At 69.7% G+C, this 16874-nt stretch carries 16 protein-coding genes and 1 pseudogene; 2 read left to right on the top strand and 15 right to left on the bottom strand.

Annotated features, from left to right (window positions below; all coding sequences use genetic code 11):
* Positions 1 to 156: 156 nt before the first annotated feature.
* From AC1RU4_RS22095 to AC1RU4_RS22025, 15 genes and pseudogenes are all read right to left on the bottom strand, one after another.
* Entirely contained in the window at positions 157 to 2124 is a 1968-nt protein-coding gene (locus tag AC1RU4_RS22095; RefSeq protein WP_492893304.1) for an amidohydrolase, read from the bottom strand.
* Between the two features lie 12 nt (positions 2125 to 2136).
* Positions 2137 to 2424 carry a XapX domain-containing protein gene (locus AC1RU4_RS22090; protein ID WP_492893303.1) on the bottom strand — a complete coding sequence of 96 codons (288 nt, stop codon included), beginning with the start codon at positions 2422 to 2424 and terminating at the stop codon, positions 2137 to 2139.
* Positions 2425 to 2535: 111 nt separating this feature from the next.
* Positions 2536 to 3363 carry an alpha/beta fold hydrolase gene (locus AC1RU4_RS22085; protein WP_492893302.1) on the bottom strand — a complete coding sequence of 276 codons (828 nt, stop codon included), beginning with the start codon at positions 3361 to 3363 and terminating at the stop codon, positions 2536 to 2538.
* Positions 3364 to 3375: 12 nt separating this feature from the next.
* Positions 3376 to 4027 (bottom strand): annotated as a pseudogene (locus AC1RU4_RS22080) (hydrolase).
* A 99-nt stretch (positions 4028 to 4126) separates the two neighbouring features.
* The gene (locus AC1RU4_RS22075) at positions 4127 to 4771 is read right to left on the bottom strand and encodes a response regulator transcription factor (RefSeq protein WP_492893301.1); all 645 of its coding nucleotides are present in this window, start codon (positions 4769 to 4771) and stop codon (positions 4127 to 4129) included.
* A 24-nt stretch (positions 4772 to 4795) separates the two neighbouring features.
* On the bottom strand, positions 4796 to 6418 hold the full coding sequence (locus tag AC1RU4_RS22070) for an ATP-binding protein (protein ID WP_492893300.1): 1623 nt from the start codon (positions 6416 to 6418) through the stop codon (positions 4796 to 4798).
* A 264-nt stretch (positions 6419 to 6682) separates the two neighbouring features.
* On the bottom strand, positions 6683 to 7414 hold the full coding sequence (locus AC1RU4_RS22065; RefSeq protein WP_492893299.1) for an AprI/Inh family metalloprotease inhibitor: 732 nt from the start codon (positions 7412 to 7414) through the stop codon (positions 6683 to 6685).
* Positions 7411 to 8424 carry a 2-hydroxyacid dehydrogenase gene (locus AC1RU4_RS22060; RefSeq protein WP_492893298.1) on the bottom strand — a complete coding sequence of 338 codons (1014 nt, stop codon included), beginning with the start codon at positions 8422 to 8424 and terminating at the stop codon, positions 7411 to 7413. The genes AC1RU4_RS22065 and AC1RU4_RS22060 overlap by 4 nt, the downstream gene beginning before the upstream one ends.
* Before the next feature lie 304 nt (positions 8425 to 8728).
* A complete protein-coding gene (locus tag AC1RU4_RS22055) occupies positions 8729 to 9217 on the bottom strand; it encodes a MarR family winged helix-turn-helix transcriptional regulator (RefSeq protein ID WP_492893297.1) in 489 nt (162 codons plus the stop codon).
* A gap of 104 nt (positions 9218 to 9321) precedes the next feature.
* Positions 9322 to 9924 carry an NAD(P)H-dependent oxidoreductase gene (locus AC1RU4_RS22050; protein WP_492893296.1) on the bottom strand — a complete coding sequence of 201 codons (603 nt, stop codon included), beginning with the start codon at positions 9922 to 9924 and terminating at the stop codon, positions 9322 to 9324.
* Between the two features lie 10 nt (positions 9925 to 9934).
* On the bottom strand, positions 9935 to 11362 hold the full coding sequence (locus tag AC1RU4_RS22045) for an FAD-binding oxidoreductase (protein WP_492893295.1): 1428 nt from the start codon (positions 11360 to 11362) through the stop codon (positions 9935 to 9937).
* Positions 11359 to 12696, bottom strand: coding sequence for a cytosine deaminase (locus AC1RU4_RS22040; protein WP_492893294.1), 1338 nt, complete (start codon positions 12694 to 12696; stop codon positions 11359 to 11361). The genes AC1RU4_RS22045 and AC1RU4_RS22040 overlap by 4 nt, the downstream gene beginning before the upstream one ends.
* A gap of 34 nt (positions 12697 to 12730) precedes the next feature.
* Positions 12731 to 13528: an ABC transporter permease gene (locus tag AC1RU4_RS22035; protein WP_492893293.1), complete on the bottom strand. Its 798-nt coding sequence runs from the start codon at positions 13526 to 13528 to the stop codon at positions 12731 to 12733.
* 22 nt (positions 13529 to 13550) lie between these two features.
* A complete protein-coding gene (locus AC1RU4_RS22030; protein WP_492893347.1) occupies positions 13551 to 14414 on the bottom strand; it encodes an ABC transporter ATP-binding protein in 864 nt (287 codons plus the stop codon).
* A 37-nt stretch (positions 14415 to 14451) separates the two neighbouring features.
* Entirely contained in the window at positions 14452 to 15486 is a 1035-nt protein-coding gene (locus AC1RU4_RS22025) for an ABC transporter substrate-binding protein (RefSeq protein WP_492893292.1), read from the bottom strand.
* A gap of 122 nt (positions 15487 to 15608) precedes the next feature.
* On the opposite strand from AC1RU4_RS22025, the gene AC1RU4_RS22020 reads away from it, so the two are divergent.
* Together AC1RU4_RS22020 and AC1RU4_RS22015 are read left to right on the top strand one after the other, a co-directional pair.
* Positions 15609 to 15998, top strand: coding sequence for a RidA family protein (locus AC1RU4_RS22020; protein ID WP_492893291.1), 390 nt, complete (start codon positions 15609 to 15611; stop codon positions 15996 to 15998).
* 57 nt (positions 15999 to 16055) lie between these two features.
* On the top strand, positions 16056 to 16874 hold the full coding sequence (locus tag AC1RU4_RS22015; RefSeq protein ID WP_492893290.1) for a creatininase family protein: 819 nt from the start codon (positions 16056 to 16058) through the stop codon (positions 16872 to 16874).

The raw sequence follows: 16874 nt of genomic DNA, 5'->3' as shown, positions 1-16874 counted from the left end.
CCGACGGGGAGAGGGAGCCGGGCCGCTCTCCTGGTGGAATTGTCGTCGACGGGTTGACCTCGCTCCTGCGGACCGTCCGGGATGACGGAAGGCACCGTCTCCGATCTCCTCCCCCCGCCGGGGAGAGGGAGCCGGGCCGTCGCGCTTTGCCACCCCTCATACCGCCCAGCAGGCGCAGCCGAGCGCTCCCCAGAAGGAGCGCTCGTCCGACACCGGCACGCCTGCGCCCCAGGCGCCGGCATGGGCGTGGCCGTGCACGTTGCATTCGCTGGCGCAGCCGCACAGCCGGGCGAAGGTGTATTTGTTGCCTTCCGCCTGCGCCCGCTGCTGGTAGCCGCCGAAGCGGCGCACCGGCGACCAGTCCGGCATCGGCGGCGGCAGGTCGGGCGCGAGGTCGCTGAAATCGCCGTCGCCATGCACCGGGTTGCCGCCGAGCACGGTCAGCACCGAGGTGATGTCCTGGATGGCGTCGTCCGGCACCGCGAAATAATCGTCCGACAGCACCGCGATGTCGGCGAGCTGGCCGGGAGCGATCCGCCCCTTCTTGCCGGTCTCGCTGGAGAACCAGGTATTGGCCTCGGTCCACAGCCTGAGCGCGGTCTCGCGGTCGAGCCGGTTGGAGGCCGGGTAGAGCGACATGCCGCCAATGGTCCTGCCGGTGACCAGCCAGGACAGCGATACCCACGGATTGTAGGAGGCGACGCGGGTGGCATCAGTGCCGGCGCCGACCGGCACGCCCATGTCCAGCATGCGGCGGACCGGCGGGGAGCGTTCGGCGGCCTTGGCACCGTAGCGCTCGGCGAAATACTCGCCCTGGAACGCCATGCGGTGCTGCACGGCGATGCCGCCGCCAAGCGCGGCGATGCGCTCGATATTGCGGTCGGTGACGGTCTCGGCGTGGTCGAAGAACCAGTTGAGCCCGGCCAGCGGCACGTCGCGGTTGACCTTCTCGAACACGTCGAGGGCGCGGGAGATGGTCTCGTTATAGGTCGCGTGCAGCCGCCACGGCCAGCGATTCTCCGCCAGCAGGCGGATGACCGGCTCCAGGTCGGTCTCCATGTTCGGCGGCATGTCCGGCCGCGCGACCTGGAAATCCTCGAAATCGGCGGCGGAATAGACCAGCATCTCGCCGGCGCCGTTGTTGCGGTAGAGGTCGTCGCCCTGGCCGGGCTTCACCTGCCTGGCCCAGCCCTGGAAGTCGGCGAGCTCGTCCTTCGGCTTCTGGGTGAACAGGTTGTAGGCGATGCGCACCGTGAGCTCGCCGTCGCGGTGCAGTTCCTCGATGATCGCGTAGTCGTCCGGGTAGTTCTGGAAGCCGCCGCCGGCATCGATGACGCCGGTGACGCCGAGCCGGTTCACCTCGCGCATGAAATGGCGGGTGGAGTTCTTCTGGTATTCCGGCGGCAGCTTCGGCCCCTTGGCCAGCGTGGCGTAGAGGATGGTGGCGTTGGGCTGGGCGATCAGCAGGCCGGTGGGATTGCCGGCGGAATCATGCACGATCTCGCCGCCGGGCGGGTTCGGCGTGTCGCGGGTATAGCCGACGGCGCGGAGCGCGGCGCAGTTGAGCAGCGCGCGGTCGTAGAGGTGCAGGATGAACACCGGCGTGTCGGGGGCGACGGCGTTGATCTCCTCCAGCGTCGGCAGCCGCTTCTCGGCGAACTGGTGCTCGGTGAAGCCGCCCACCACCCGCACCCATTGCGGCGGCGGGGTGATGTCGACCTGCTTTTTCAGCATCTCCATCGCGTGGCTGAGCGAGCGCACCCCGTCCCAGCGCAGCTCCATGTTGTAGTTCAGCCCGCCGCGGATGATGTGCATGTGGCTGTCGATCAGGCCGGGAATGACCCGGCGGCCGCCGACATCGACCTTTTTCGTCGCCGGGCCGGCCAGCGCCATCGCCTCGGCGGTGGAGCCGGCCAGCAGGATGCGGCCGTCCTTCACCGCGACCGCCTCGGCCTGCGGGTTGGAACGGTCGAGCGTCGTCACCCGGCCGTTGAACAGGATCAGGTCGGGCGTCGCGGGCCGGGTGTTGGCGGCTTCAGTCATGGTCTGCGCCTCCGAGGGCGAGTGGGACAGGCCGGCGGCGGCGGCGCCGAATCCGGCTATGAACTGGCGGCGGTTCGGCATGGGCGTCTCCGGTCACGAGGGCGGCGTATCGGGGCGCGGGGCGGTGGCGCCGACGGCCGTGTTCCGGCGGCCGGGGAGCTGGCCGAGCACGTGGCCGGAGCAGCCGGCGAGGCCGATGGCGGCCCGCAGGCCGTCGCCGTTCATGAGATGGCGGGCCACCGGCACGACCTGCTCGCCGATGAGGATGCCGAACAGGCCGATCAGCGCGACCACCGGCGGCGCCGGCGAGCGCACGTTGATCAGGCTGTAGACGATGCCGACCAGCAGGCCGGCGCCGAGCGAGGCGAGATAGAGCTTCATGCGGCCTCCCGATCGTCGCTGGAGAATGGCGCCCTTTCGCGGATGCGGGTTTCGCATCTGCACGAAAGGGCGCCCGGGGGGTGGAGGTCGGGCGCGGTGCGTCGCGCCCGGTCAGCCGGCGATGAAGGCGAGCAGGTCAGCGTTGATCCGGTCCTTGTGGGTGGCCGGCAGGCCGTGGTCGCCGCCCTCATAGAGCTTCAGCGTGCCGTGCTTCAGCAGCTTCACCGCCCGCTCGGCGGAGATCGCGTGCGGCACGACCTGGTCGTCGGCGCCATGGATGACCAGCACGGGGATGTCGATCGCCTCGAGCTCCTCGGTGAAGTCGCTCGCCGAGAAGGCGCCGATGCAGTCGTAAAGGCCCTTGAGCCCGCTCTGCATGCCGAGCATCCAGAAGGTGTCGCGCAGGCCCTGGCTGACCTTGGAGCCGTCCCGGTTGGCGCCGTAGAAGGCCAGGGTGAAGTCCTTGAACAGCTGCGAGCGGTCGGCCTTCACCGCCGCGCGCAGGCCGTCGAAGACCTCCATCGGGACGCCGTCCGGGTTGTTCGGCCCCTGCAGCATCACCGGCGTCACCGAGCCGATGAGCACCATCTTCGCGACGCGCGCGGTGCCGTGGCGCCCGACATAGCGGGTGATCTCGCCGCCGCCGGTGGAATGGCCGACCAGCACGATACCGGTGAGGTCCAGCTCGTCGATCAGCGCGCCGAGGTCGTCGGCATACTGGTCCATGGTGTTGCCGTCCCACGGCTGGCCGGAGCGGCCATGGCCGCGCCGGTCATGGGCGACGACGCGATAGCCCTGCTCGGCGAGGAAGACCATCTGGTCCTCCCAGGCGTCCGAGGACAGCGGCCAGCCATGCGAGAACACGACGGGAGTCGCGGTCTTCGCACCCCAGTCCTTGTAGTAGATCGAGGTGCCGTCGGCGGCGGAGAAACTGGGCATGACCGTCTCCGCTCAATGGCCTTCGGAGACGCCGAACATGGTCTTGGCGTAGATGATGCCGAGGCCGTAGGCGCCGCCGAACTTCCTGGCGATGCCGGTGGTCATCTCGTAGGTGTCGGTGCGGGCCCAGTCGCGCTGCAGCTCCAGCAGATATTGCAGCGAGGTCATCGGCCGCACGCCGGCATGGATCATGCGCTGCATGGCGCGCTCATGCGCCTCGTCGGAGACGTCGCCGCAGGCATCGGCGATGGCATACCTCGAAGCCCTGGTGCAGCGCCGAGAGCGCCGGGCCGACGATGCACACGCTGGTCCACAGGCCGGCGAGCACGATGCGCTCCTTGCCGATGCGGTTGACCTCGCCGATGACGGCGGCGTCCTCCCAGGTGTTCATCGAGGTGCGGTCGAACAGCTTCTGGCCGGGGAAGGCGTCGGTGATCTCGGAGAACATCGGGCCGGAGAAGCTCTTCTCGGCCACGGTGGTGAGGATGGTCGGCACCTTGAAGCCGGCGGCGGCGTTCGAGATCAGCGCCGCGTTGTTGCGCAGGGCGACGGCGTCGATCGACTTGGTCGCGAACGACATCTGCGACTGGAAGTCGATGAGGATCAGCGCATGATTGGTGGGGTCGATCAGGGCCTTGCCGGGGGTCGCTGTCGCGGTCGCCATGGAACATCCTCGCGGGTTGAACGGAGCGAGGAGTTTTAGGAACCGCGTCCGGTCCGGACAATTATCCTGGGGTGTCGCGTCTATTGGGCCTAGGGATAATCACGTAGGCGCGGACGAGGGGCCGGCGGCGGCGAGCCGGTCGGCGATGCGCACCAGGTCGGCCAGCGTGCGCGCCTGCAGCTTGTGCATGATCTGGGCGCGATGGACCTTCACGGTGACTTCGCTGAGCTTCAGGCTGGCGGCGATCTGCTTGTTCATGAGGCCGCTCGCCACCAGCGGCAGGATCTCGCGCTCGCGCGGGGTCATGGCGGCATAGCGCTCGCGCAGCTCCGTGATCTGCACGTCGCGGGCGCGGCGGGCGCGGTCCTGCTCGATGCCGGTATGCACCGCGTCGAGCAGGTCCTGGTCGCGGAACGGCTTGATCAGGAACTCGATGGCGCCGGCCTTCATCGCCGCCACCGACATCGGCACGTCGCCATGGCCGGTGATGAAGACGATGGGGGTGAGGATGCCCTTGCGCTCCAGCTCGCGCTGGAATTCCAGCCCGCTGGAGCCGCGCAGCCGCACGTCGAGCACCAGGCAGGCCGGCAGGTCCGGCCGCCGCGCCGCCAGAAACGCCTGGCCGGATTCGAAGGTGAGCACGGTATGGCCCTCGGAGGCGAGCAGGCTCTCCAGCGAGGCGAGGATGGACGGATCGTCGTCGACGACGAAAACCGCTGAATGGACGGCGGATCGGTCGGTCATCGGTTCATCGTCATCGGTCTGCCGTCACGAGTCCATCCCTGCACTGGCGAGCGGCACCATGGCGGCAGGGAGCGAGAAATGGAAGACCGTCCCGCGCGGCACGTTCGGCGATACCCACAGCCGCCCGCCATGCGCCTCGACGATCGAGAGGCAGAACATCAGCCCCATGCCCATGCCGCCCGGCTTGGTGGAGACGAAGGGCTCGAAGATATGGTCCGCCACCGCCGGATCGATGCCGGCGCCGCTGTCGGCGACCGACAGGTGCACCTCGTCATGCTCGCCGCGCCGGGTGGCGATGACCACCAGGCGGTGCCGGTCGCCCGCCGCGCGGATGGCGTCGATGGCGTTCTCGATCAGGTTGCACATCACCTGGTGCAGCTGCACGCTGTTGCCGACGATCGGCGGCAGGTCCTGCTCCAGCCGGGTCTCGATGGGAATCTTCTCGAACCGCGCCTCGGCCGCGGCGGTCCCGACCGCCTGCTCGACCACGGCGTTGAGGTCGAGGCGGACGCGCTCCTGCGCACCCTTCATGAACATGGTGCGGATGCCGGTGACCACCTTGTTGGCGCGGTGGCCGTCGTCGCCGATGCGCCGCAGCGCCGCCTCGACCTTATCGAGATGCGGCGGGCCCTTCGACAGCCAGCGCAGCGCGGCGTCGGCATTGGTCACCATGCTCGCCAGCGGCTGGTTGATCTCATGGGCGATGGAAGCCGACAGCGCCTCCATGGCGATGAGCCGGTCCTGCCGCGCGCGGCGCTCGGCGGCCAGCGTGCGGGCAAGGCGGGCATAGACCGTCGTGGTCTCCGCCAGCAGCGCCATCAATACGATGCTGGCGGCGGCGAGCCCGTAGAGCCGGCCTGTCCACCAGCCGACGCTGAGGCGGATGGCGCCGCCGAGATAGGAGATCATCACCAGCTCGATGCCGAGCGAGAACAGGACGAGGCACACCCAGATGTCGAGCTGCGAGCGCCGCCGGAGCAGCAACAGGCCGATGCCGATGCCGTAGAGCCCGAGGCCGAGAACCGGCACGTAGCGCCAGAGAGCGGCGACGTTGCGCGCATCCTGCATCAGCGGCGGCAGCCGGTCGCGATGGACGAGGACCAGGCCGACGGCCAGCATCGCGGCGGCGCAGACCAGGAGCAGGCTGCCGGCGACGGCGAGGCGGGTGGAGCGGCCGGTGGTCTCGCGCCAGGGGGCGAGGGCGTAGCCGAGCACGAAGAGCGGGAAGCCGAGCCGGCGCACCACGGCGATGGCCGCCGTCGCCTGCAGGCCGAAATCGATGCCGAGCGCGTCGAACACCCCTGGAAAGGACAGCGCCCAGGCCGGCACCATCAGCGCCGAGAACAGATAGCCGGAGGCGAGCACCAGCAGCGGCTGCAGGCGCTGGACATGGAACAGCCCGAACAGCAGGGCGGCGGTGATGACCTCCATGACGAAGGTGGCCGCGGCATAGGCGGGAAGCAGCGCCTGGGTCTGCTCGGTCGGCTGGCGGGCGAAGGGCATGGTGGCGACGAGGACGGCGAGCAGCGCCAGCGACACGCCGACCGCCACCAGTTCAGGGCGGCGGGAGGCGTGAGGCGGCGTTTGCGGCAAAGTCTGCGGCGAAGTCTGCGGCAATGTCACCGACAGGTCGTCTCTGGTCGGCACCCGGTCCTCTCTTCAAGGCTGATACGCGCGAAACACCCACCCGCCGCTCTCGATAGCGGCGTCGGCGGCGGCGAGTCTAGCGGGGGCGGAGACGGGGCGCCATGCCCGTGCCCCTCCGCCGCAGAGCCTGGCGGCAAGGCGTGGAAGAGGAGGCGCCGGCGAATGCCGGGGTGGCGCGTGGCACCAGCGGCGTGCGTGCCGGGCGTGCCGTCGTCGGCGCGCGCTATCATCGCGGGCCACGGGCACGCGGATCGGGACCGCACCTCACGGCGTGCGGGAGAGGGCGAGCGGATTGCGCTCCTCCGGCACCTTGGTCCAGCCGCCTTCCTCCTGCGCCGCGAAGCGCAGCTGCTCGCCCTGCGGCCCGAGCAGGATGAGGTCGCCGCCCTCGAGGCGCCAGTGCACCGGCACGACGCGGCCGAACAGCGCGGCGCAATCCTCGTCCGGCATCAGCGGATACATGCCCTCGCTCGACAGGTCCTCGCCGAACATCATGGTGCAGGCGGGGCTGTCCGGCCCGCGCGACAGGCTCCACAGGCCGAAGAGATCGGCCGGCCGGGCGGGCGTCACCGGCTCGGCGAGGCGCGGATTGACGAGGAAATAGACGCCGTCCCGCTCGCGCAGCGCTTCCCAGGTGCCGCCTGCACCCTCGGTGAATTCGGCGACCAGCCGGCCCGAGCCGGCATGGAGGCGGATCGAATCGCCGGGTCCGGGCGACCAGGCGGCGATGTCGGCGGCGAAGGTGATCTGCGCCGTGCAGGCCGGGCGATCGAGATTGGCTTCGAAAAGTGGGCCGTGATCGCCGGCGGGGGCGGGTCTGGCGGGCTTGGCCACCAGGGTGAGCGCGCAGCTGCGGTCGCCGTCGGCATTGGTGAGCTGATAGGCGTCGGCAAGGCGCTGGGCGGCCTCGGCCGGCGGCTCCTGCGCGGCGGCGGGCGTCGCCGCGAGGAGCAGCATGGCCAGGGCGGCGGAGTGGGCCGGCTTCGGGCGTCTCATGGTGCGCCTCGTTCTTTCACCGCCGGCCAGGGTGTCTCGGCCACCGGCGTCAGCGGGGCGCGGCCGGCGGCCCAGGCGAGCAGGTTGTCCACCACCAGCTGGCCCATGGCGTTGCGGGTGAGATGGGTGGCGGAGGCGACATGCGGCAGCAGCACCACATTGTCGAGCGCGATCAGCTCCGCGGGCACATGCGGCTCCGTGGCGAAGACGTCGAGGCCGGCGCTCGCGATGGTGCCGTCCCCAAGCGCGGCGATCAGCGCCGGCTCGTCGACCACCGAGCCGCGCGCGACATTGATCAGCACGCCGCGCGGGCCAAGCGCCGCCAGCACCTCGGCATTGATCATGTGCAGGGTCTCGGCGCCGCCGGGCACGATGACGACCAGCGTGTCGACCTCGCGCGCCATGGCGATGAGGTCGGGATAATGGGGATAGGCGATTTCGGCGGCCGGACGGCGGCTGTGATAGGCGATGGGGCGGCCGAAGCCCTCCAGCCGCCGGGCGATCGCCTTGCCGATGCGGCCCATGCCGACAATGCCGATCGAGCGGTCGCGCAGCGTCGCGGTGAGCGGGAAGGAGCCGGTCGGCCACGCGCCGGCGCGCAGATAGCGCTCGGCCTGCGGCAGCCGGCGGATGGTGGCGAGCAGCAGGGCGACGGTGAGGTCGGCCACGTCGTCGTCGAGCACGCCGGGGGTGTTGGTGACGACGACGCCGCGCGCGGCGGCCGCCTCGGCGTCGACCGAATCGTAGCCGACGCCGAAATTCGACACGATCCCGACCGCGGGCAGGCGGTCGAGCAACTCAGCGGTGACGCGGCGCTTGCCGCCGCCGGTGGCGCCGACGCCGGTGGCGATGGCGCGGATGCGTGGGCCGGCGCTCGCCAGCATCGCCTCGGCATCCGCCGCGTCCAGCCGGTGCACGATGAAATGCTCGGTCAGCTGGGCTTCGATCATCGGCATCAGCGCGCCGGTCTGCAGCAGCTCGATGCGATCGGCGGGCTTGGGGTCGGACATTGTCGGCTCCTCGGCAGGCGGCGGGGTCTTCATGGCGGGCTTCGGCGGCGGGGGGATGGCGGCGGATCCCGGTGACGGATATTGGCGCCGGATCTGGGCGTCTCGTCCCGGCCGATATTCGTCACCAAACCGCCGGCGATGCAATCCGCCCCCGGCAGCGCCGGCACTCCGGGCCGCCCGGCGCCGGCTACCTGCCGCGCGGGGACCGCCCGCGCCGCCTGTGGACAAGCCTGTGGATGAACGGTGGATACGAATCAGCGCGCCGCCCTCCCGCAGCGCGGCGGCGCGAAAATGGCGGCCGGTGCTAAGCCGGCTCCTCGATCTCGTCCGGTTGCTCGTCGAGATCGTGATCCTCGGCGCCGAGCTTGGCGGAGAGATTCTTCTCGATGCGGCGCAGCAGCTTGCGCAGACGCTTGCGGTCCTTGCTGTCGATGCTGCCGACCATGGTGTCTTCGAGCGAATCCCAGATGCCGTCGATGGCGCCGGCGCGCGTGCGGCCCTCGTCGGTGAGATGCACGCGGACCAGCCGCGCATCGGAATCCGACGCCTTGCGCACCAGAAGCCCTTGCGCCGCCAGCCGTCCCACCGTCTTGGAGGCGGTCGGCGGGCGTACCCGCAACGCGGCGGCCAGCTCCGACATGGTGCGGCCGTCCGTATCCACCAGAATCTTCAGCACGGTTTCCTGTCCCGGAAAAAGACCGAGTTCCTGCAGGCGTCGTGCGGCAAGGGCGCGTTGCAGACGCGCGGCGTGTTGCAGGCGAAGACCGATGCTCTTGTCGAAGCCGTCCTTCATTGGGAGCCCCGTCGACCGCGTGGCGGCAACAACTATCTGTTGCAGCAGAAACAGCGTGTCATGACAGGAACATGGCTGAGAACCCGAGTTTCGTCAAAATCGAACTAACCGGAGGCGATTTTCAGCCCGGCGAAGCGTTTTTCCACCCGGCTAAGGAAACGCCCGCGCTTGGCGGCGCTGACCGAATCCATCCCGTGCAGCGCCATCCACAGCCGGCTGGCCTTCGGATGCACGATGCCGCCGATGCCGGACAGCAGCATCCGCCGCCCCGGCTGGCCGATCCATCGCCACCAGAACCACGGCGAGCCGAGCGTGGTCACCGCGGCGAGCACGCGGATATTGGTGAGCTTGCGGTCCAGCGGCCGGAACGGCCTCGGCATGCCGAAGGTCTCGTAGGGCACGAGGACACGGTCGAGCCAGCCCTTCAGCATCGCCGGCGGCCCGTACCACCAGGTGGGGGCGACGAAGATCAGCGCGTCGGCCCGCTTGAGGCGGTCGAGATGGTCTTCCACCGGCAGGCGGTTGAGGCCGGGCGTGTGGTAGTTGCGCCGCTCCTCCTCGCTCAATACCGGCTGGAAGCCGTCGGCATAGAGGTCGATGAGGTCGGCCTCTATGCCGGCGCTTGCGAGCCCGCGCAGCACCGCATCGCGCAGCGCGGCGCCGTAGCTGTCCGGCACTGGATGGCAGAAGACGATGAGCGCACGCATCGGCTTTCCCTCACGCCAGTCCGTTGAAGAGATAGGTGCGGCCGGACGCGAGGTCGAAATCCGGGTTGTCCCAGCCGATCATCTTGCCCGGATTGAGCAGCCCGGCGGGGTCGGCCTCGCGCTTGAAGGCGAGCTGCACGGCGTCGGTCTGCTTCATGCCGCCTTCCTCCAGCGTGTAGCGGTGCGGATTGAACACCACCGCGCCCATCTCCTCATGGATGGCGATGAGGGCGCCCAGCCGTTCCTCGGTGGTGAAATGCACCAGCGGCAGGCCGAAGCAGGTGATCTTGCCGTCGAAGCGGACGAATTCCAGGTGCGCCGGAACCTCGGCGCCGAGCCGTTCATGGATGCGGGCGACGAGGTCGAGCTGGTCGGGGAACGGATAGAGCGTCTGCAGGTAGGTGATCGCCGGGTCGACCCGGAGCGCCCGCAGCGTGGTGTGGTTCCAGGACAGCTCGTAGAGCGGCGGCAGTCCGGCCTTCGCCTCCGGGGAGGCGAGGTCGGAGCGGAACAGCATCGCGCCGCCATGGCGGGCGGTGAAGGCGGCGAACGCCTCGATGGCGAGCGCGTCGACCATGACGAGCACGGCGTGCATGCCGTCCGGCAGGTAGGGCCGGTGGCGCAGGAAGTAGGTCTGCGGCACCGGCGCGGCGATGACGCTGACCAGCTTCTTGAGGAGGGCGTCCTGCTCGCCCAACGCATTGGCATAGGCGCAGGCGCGGGTGAAATCCTGAAAGCCGATGATCGCCTCCACCCAGTCGCAGGCCGGGGCGAGCGGCATGGCGACTTCGGTGACGATGCCGTTGGTGCCATAGGCATGGGCGACCTTGCCGACATCCTCGCCGGTGAGGTGAAGGATGCGCGGCACCGCCTCCATGGTGACGACGGTGAGGCCGAGGATGTTGCCGAGATCGCGCAACCCGCCCCACATGATCGAGCCGACGCCGCCCGAGCCGCCGGCGATGAAGCCGCCGATGGAGGCGCTGCGATAGGTGGAGGGATGCAGGCGCAGCTCCTGCCCGATGGTGTTGCCAGCGCCTTGGCGGGTCGCGGCGTCGATATCGGCGAGCAGGGCGCCGGCCTGCGCCACCACCCGGCCGGGGGCGATGGAGACGACCTTGTCCAGCCCCGACAGGTCCAGCACCACGCCGCCGGCCAGCGGCATGGCCTGGCCGTAATTGCCGGTGCCGGCGCCGCGCGGCGTCACCGGAATGGCGAGTTCGGCGCAGGCGGCGAGGATGCGCACCACGTCGTCCTGGCTGGCGGCGAAGGCGACGATATCGCCGGTGACGCCGTCGAGCCGGCGCTTGAGCACCGGCGAGTACCAGTAGAAATCGCGGCTCTTCTGGCGGACCAGCGCCGGATTGTCCTCGAGGTGGATGCCGTCGAGGCGCTGCCTCAGCGCCGCGAGGTCGTAGCGCGTGCTGTCCCGATTCATGCGGTCACACCCATCAGGTCGTCGAGTTCGGCATAGTCGGGCGGGGCGGTGTCGATGGCACGACCGGCGCGCAGTACGATGCGGTCGGCCTGCGGGCGCGCGAGCAGCTCGTTGAGGCCGCGGGCGCGGAATATCGACAGGTCCGCGCGCGTGCCGGGGGCGAGGCGGCCGAGGCCGTCGAGGCCCAGCACATCCGCCGGGGTGCGGGTGACGAGGGAGGGCCAGTCGCCGAAGGGATGGTCGAGATGGGCGATGCGGGTCGCCTCGCGATAGACCTCGACGAGATCGAGATCGCCATAGGCGTAGAACGGGTCGCGGACATTGTCGCTGGCGACCATGACCGGGATGCCGCGCGCCCGCATCTCGTGCAGCAGGGTGACGCCGCGGGCGCGCGGGGTGCGGCCGGCGGCGCGGTCCAGCAAATACAGGTTGCACATCGGCAGCGAGACCACGGCGAGACGCGCGCGGGCGACGAGATCGAGCGTGCGGTCGATCTCCGCCTCGGCCTGCTGGGCGAGCGAGCAGCAATGGCCGACGAGGATGCGTCCCTGATGGCCGCGCCTCAACGCCGTCTCGGCGATGCGGGCCAGCGAACGGGCGGCGGGGTCGAGCGTCTCGTCGACATGGAAGTCGAGATCGAGGCCATGGCGCTCGGCGGTGTCGAACAGCCGCTCCAGCCCTGCATCGAGGGCGGGCGACACATAGGTGAACGCCCCGAGGACACCGCCGAATTCCCGTACCGCCGCGACAAGAGGGGCGAATTCCCTGTCGTCGAGCACATGGTCGATGGCGGTGAGCGCCACCGCCTGAAGCGCGATGCGGTCCGCCCATCGCTCCCGCATCCCGGCGAAGACCGGCCAGCTGACCGCGGTCTGGGCGCCGATGGAATCGAGATGGGTGCGCAGGGCGACGGTGCCGTGCGCATGGGCGCAGCGCAGGGCGAAATCCATGCGGCGGGCGAGGTCTCCTGCCGTCCAGCGCGCCTCGCGGTCGGCATCGGCAGCGGCGAGGGCGCCGTGGAAGCTGCCGTCCGGGTTCGGCGCCCGCCGCCAGATGAAGGCTTTGTCGAGATGGGCATGGGCGTCAATGAGGCCGGGCAGCACCAGCGCGCCGTTGAGATCGAGGCGGGGAAGGGCGGGATCGCCGAGGCCGGGCGGGGCGACCTGCGCGATGCGGCCATGGCTGACGGCGATGTCGAGACGGACCAGCCCTTCGGCATCCGCGTCGCCGAGCTCCTGCGGCAGCAGGCAGGCGGGCGCGCGCAGGCCGGCGAGCAGGCAGCGATCCGGCGGATCGGCGAGGAAGGCCGCGCGGGCGGCCAAAGCTTCCCTCATGGATGCGCCTCCGTCACGGGCGGTTTCCCATCGCTCAGTTCCCCTTCGCCAGCGCGCTCTCGTGCCAGCGGCGCAGCAGCAGCCAGGAGATGAGGCTGAGCCCGGCATAGATGAGGATGCCGGCCAGTGAAATCAGCAGCAGCGCGGCGAACATGCGGGGGATGTTCAGCCGGTAGGCGGATTCGACGATGCGGAAGGCAAGGCCCGAGCCTTGGCCGGCCGAGCCGGCGGCGATCTCGCCGACCACCGCGCCGACAAGGGCGAGGCCGCCGGCAATGCGCAGGCCGCCGAGGAAATAGGGCAGGGCGGCGGGCAGCTGCAGCAGAAGCAGGGTCTGGAGCCGGCCGGCGCCGGCGAGGCGGAACAGGTCGCGCAGGTTCGGCTCCACCGAATTCAGCCCCAGCGTGGTGTTGGACAGGATCGGGAAGAAGGCGACGATCCAGGCGCAGGTCAGCACCGCGGTGTCGGTGGACAGGTAGATCAGCATCAGCGGCGCGATGGCGATGAGCGGCGTCACCTGCAGGATGATGGCGATGGGGAACAGCGAGAACTCGACGATGCGGGCCGAGGCGAACAGCAGCGCCAGCGCCGCCCCGCCGACCGCCGCCATCGCCAGGGCGATCAGGCTGGTGCGCAGCGTCACCATCAGCGAGCCGACGAGCACGTCGCGGTCGGCGATGAGCGTGGAGAGCACCCGGCCGGGGCTGGGAAGGATATAGGGCGGCAGGTCGTTCAGCCGCACCACGAGGTCCCAGCCGAGCACGACGAGGGCCAGCACCGCGAGGGGCAGCAGCCAGCGGAAGGCGGAATTTTCCAGCCGCTGCCCCATCATGCCTCGCCCATCCGCCGCCCCGTCAGGTCGCGTTCATGGCGGCGGCGAGCGCCTGCGAGGTCTGCCGGCACAGGCCGACATATTCCGGCGAGGTGCGGAAGGCCTCGTCGCGCGGCAGGTCGGGATCGATCGACAGTTCCGCCGCCACCCGGCCGGGCCGGGCACGGAACACCAGGATGCGGGTGGAGAGATAGACCGATTCGAACACCGAATGGGTGACGAAGACGACCGTGCAGTCGAGCTGCCGCCAGACCTGCAGAAGATCGTTGTTGAGCTTGAAGCGGGTGATCTCGTCGAGCGCGGCGAAGGGCTCGTCCATCAGCAGCAGGCGCGGCCTGGTGACGAGGGCGCGGGCGATGGAGACGCGCATCTTCATGCCGCCGGAGAGCTCGCGCGGATAGGCGTCGTGGAAGCCGTCGAGCCCGACCAGCGCCAGCGCCTCGCGGATCGCCGGCTCGGCCTCGCGGCGGGAGATGCCGGCGAGCCTGAGCGGCAGGTGGACATTGGCGAACACGCTCGCCCACGGCATCAGCGTCGGCTCCTGGAAGACGAAGCCGACGGAGGGGTGGCCGACGGAGGGGTGGCCGGCGGCAGGATGGCCGATGGACGGAGGCCCCTTCGGGCGGGGCGCCCTTGGGGCGCGATTGAAGTCGATACGGCCGCTGGTCGGCTCGGCAAGGCCGGCGATCAGCCGCAGCGCCGTCGACTTGCCGCAGCCGGAGGGGCCGAGCAGCGAGAGGAACTCGCCCTGGCGCACCTCCATGTCGAGCCCGTCGAGGGCGGTCACCGCGTTGCCGAAGCGCTTGCCGACGCCGGACAGACGCAGCAGCGGCGGCCCGGCGCCGGGCGGGGCTGCCGCCGGCCGGTCGCGTTCGGCCGCGTCGATCACGTGCGGGTGCCGCTCATCTCGGGGCGAGATCGGTTCACTTCGGGGCAAGGTCTTTGCCGACGCCCTTGTTCACGAACTGGGTCGTGTAGGATTTCCTGTAGTCGATGTCGGCCTTGACCACCTTGGCGCGGGCCATCTTGTCATAGAAGCTCTTGATCTTGGCATCGGTCATCGCGCCGACGCCGAGGCTCCTGGTGTCGCCGGAATCGACGATGCCGTACTCCTTCAGCTTGTCGATGGAGAAGGCGATCATCTCGTCCGTCATCTCCGGGTTGTCCTTCTTGATCAGCGCATTGGCCTTGGCGTTGTCGCCATAGAGGTAATTGTACCAGCCGATGATCGAGGCATCGACGAAGCGCTGCACCAGGTCGGGGTTGGACTTGACCAGCTCGCTGCGGGTTTCGATGGTCGTCGAATAGGTGTCGAAGCCCTGGTCGGCGAGCAGGAACAGCTTCGGCTTGAAGCCGCCCTGCTGCTCCACCGCATAGGGCTCGGAGGTGATGTAGCCCTGCATGGCGCTGTTCTTGTCGGCGAGGAACGGCGCGGCGTTGAAGGTGTAGGGCTTCACCTGGCTTTCGCTGAAGCCGTAATCCGCCACCAGCCACTGGTAGTAGCTGGCGAGGCCCTCCTTGGAGATGAACAGGGTCTTCTTCTTCAGATCCTCGAAGGTCGCGACGTCGGGGTGCGCGATCAGCACCTGCGGGTCCTTCTGGAACATGGCGGCGACGATCACCGTCGGGATGCCCTCCACCACCGAGGAGAAGGCCTGCAGCATGTTGGCGCCCATGTAGAAGTCGATCTTGCCGACCGGGAGCAGCAGGCGGTTATTGGCCTGCGGCCCGCCGGGCAGGATGGTGACGTCGAGCCCGTATTTGGCATAGGTGCCGTCGACCACTGCCTGGTAGAAGCCGCCATGCTCGGCCTGCGCCACCCAGTTCGTGCCGAAGGTGACCTTGTCGGCCGCCGAGGCCGCGCGCGGCGCGGCGGCGAGGACAGCCGCGGCCGCGAGGACGGCGAGCGAACGCAGGACAAGAGAGCGCAGGGCAATATTGCGCAGAATCTGGCGCATCAACGGGTCTCCCAACAGGCCGTGCCGGAGGCAATGCCGCCATACTAGGCGAGCTTAAAGCCGATGCACATATCTGCGATGCCCGCTTGCCGGTGGATTTTTGCGCGCCTAGGCTCGCGGCCATGCTGCGCCATCTGGTCCCCGCGGCGGTCCGCCGCCCCTTCGCCCGCTACAGCCATGCCGTCGAGGTGCCGGCCGGGGCGCGGCTGCTGCTGGTCTCCGGCCAGCTCGGCCTTTCCACAGACGACGTCATCCCCGAAAGCGCGGAGGAGCAGGCGGATCTGTGTTTCCGCGCCATCGCCGCCTGCCTCGCCGAGGCCGGCATGGGTCCGGCCGATATCGTGCGGCTGAACGCCTATGTCACCGACCGGGCGCATATGGCGGGCTACATGGCGGCGCGCGACCGGTTCATCGCCGATCCGCCGCCGGCCTCGACGCTGATGATCGTCTCCGGCTTCACCCGGCCGGAGTTCAAGGTGGAGGTCGAGGCGCTGGCGGCGCGCGCCGATTGAGCCTAGAACCCGCCCGTCAGCCAACCCGCCCGTCAGCTACCTGCCCGGACCTGCACCATGCCGCCCAAACGCTTCTGGACCGAAATGACCTGGCCCGATTTCGCTCAAGGCGATGTCGGCAACTGGATCGCCGTGCTGCCGGTGGCGGCGGTGGAGCAGCACGGGCCGCATCTGCCGGTCGGCGTCGACGCGATGATCGGGCAGGGCTATCTCGACGAGGTGATGGGGCTCCTCCCCGACGACCTGCCGGCGGTGTTCCTGCCGCTGCAGGCGATCGGCAAATCCAACGAGCACATCTTCTTTCCCGGCACGCTGACGCTGTCGGCCGAGACGGTGAGCCGCGCCTGGATCGAGATCGGCGAGAGCGTTTTCCGCGCCGGGGTGCGCAAGATCGTGCTGGTCAACTCGCATGGCGGCAATGTCTCCACGCTCGACATCGTGGCGCGCGAGCTGCGCGCCCGGCTCGGCATGCTGGCGGTGACGGTGTCCTGGCATCGCTTCGGCTATCCCGAGGGCCTGTTCTCGCCGACCGAGCGCCAGCACGGCATCCATGCCGGCGGCGTCGAGACGGCGCTGATGATGGAGTTCCGCCCCGACATGGTGCGCACCGGGGAAATCCGCGACTTCCCGCCGGCGACGCTGGCGATGGAGCAGGAATTCGCCTTCCTGCGCGCCGGCACGCCGGCCGGCTTCGGCTGGATGGCGCAGGACATCAACCCGATGGGCGCCATGGGCGATGCCACCGAGGCCGACCCGGAGAAGGGCCGCGCCTGCGCGCTCTACGGCGCGCGGGCCCTGGTGTCGCTGCTCGCCGACGTGCATCGGTTCGACCTGTCGCGCCTGCCGGCCGGGCCGCTCGGAGGGGCCGCGCTTTGA

The sequence above is a fragment of the Ancylobacter sp. GW821-FHT10E12 genome (genome assembly GCF_058809335.1).
Note: the sequence above shows the minus strand (reverse complement) of the source record. Positions and strands in the feature narration are given on the sequence as shown.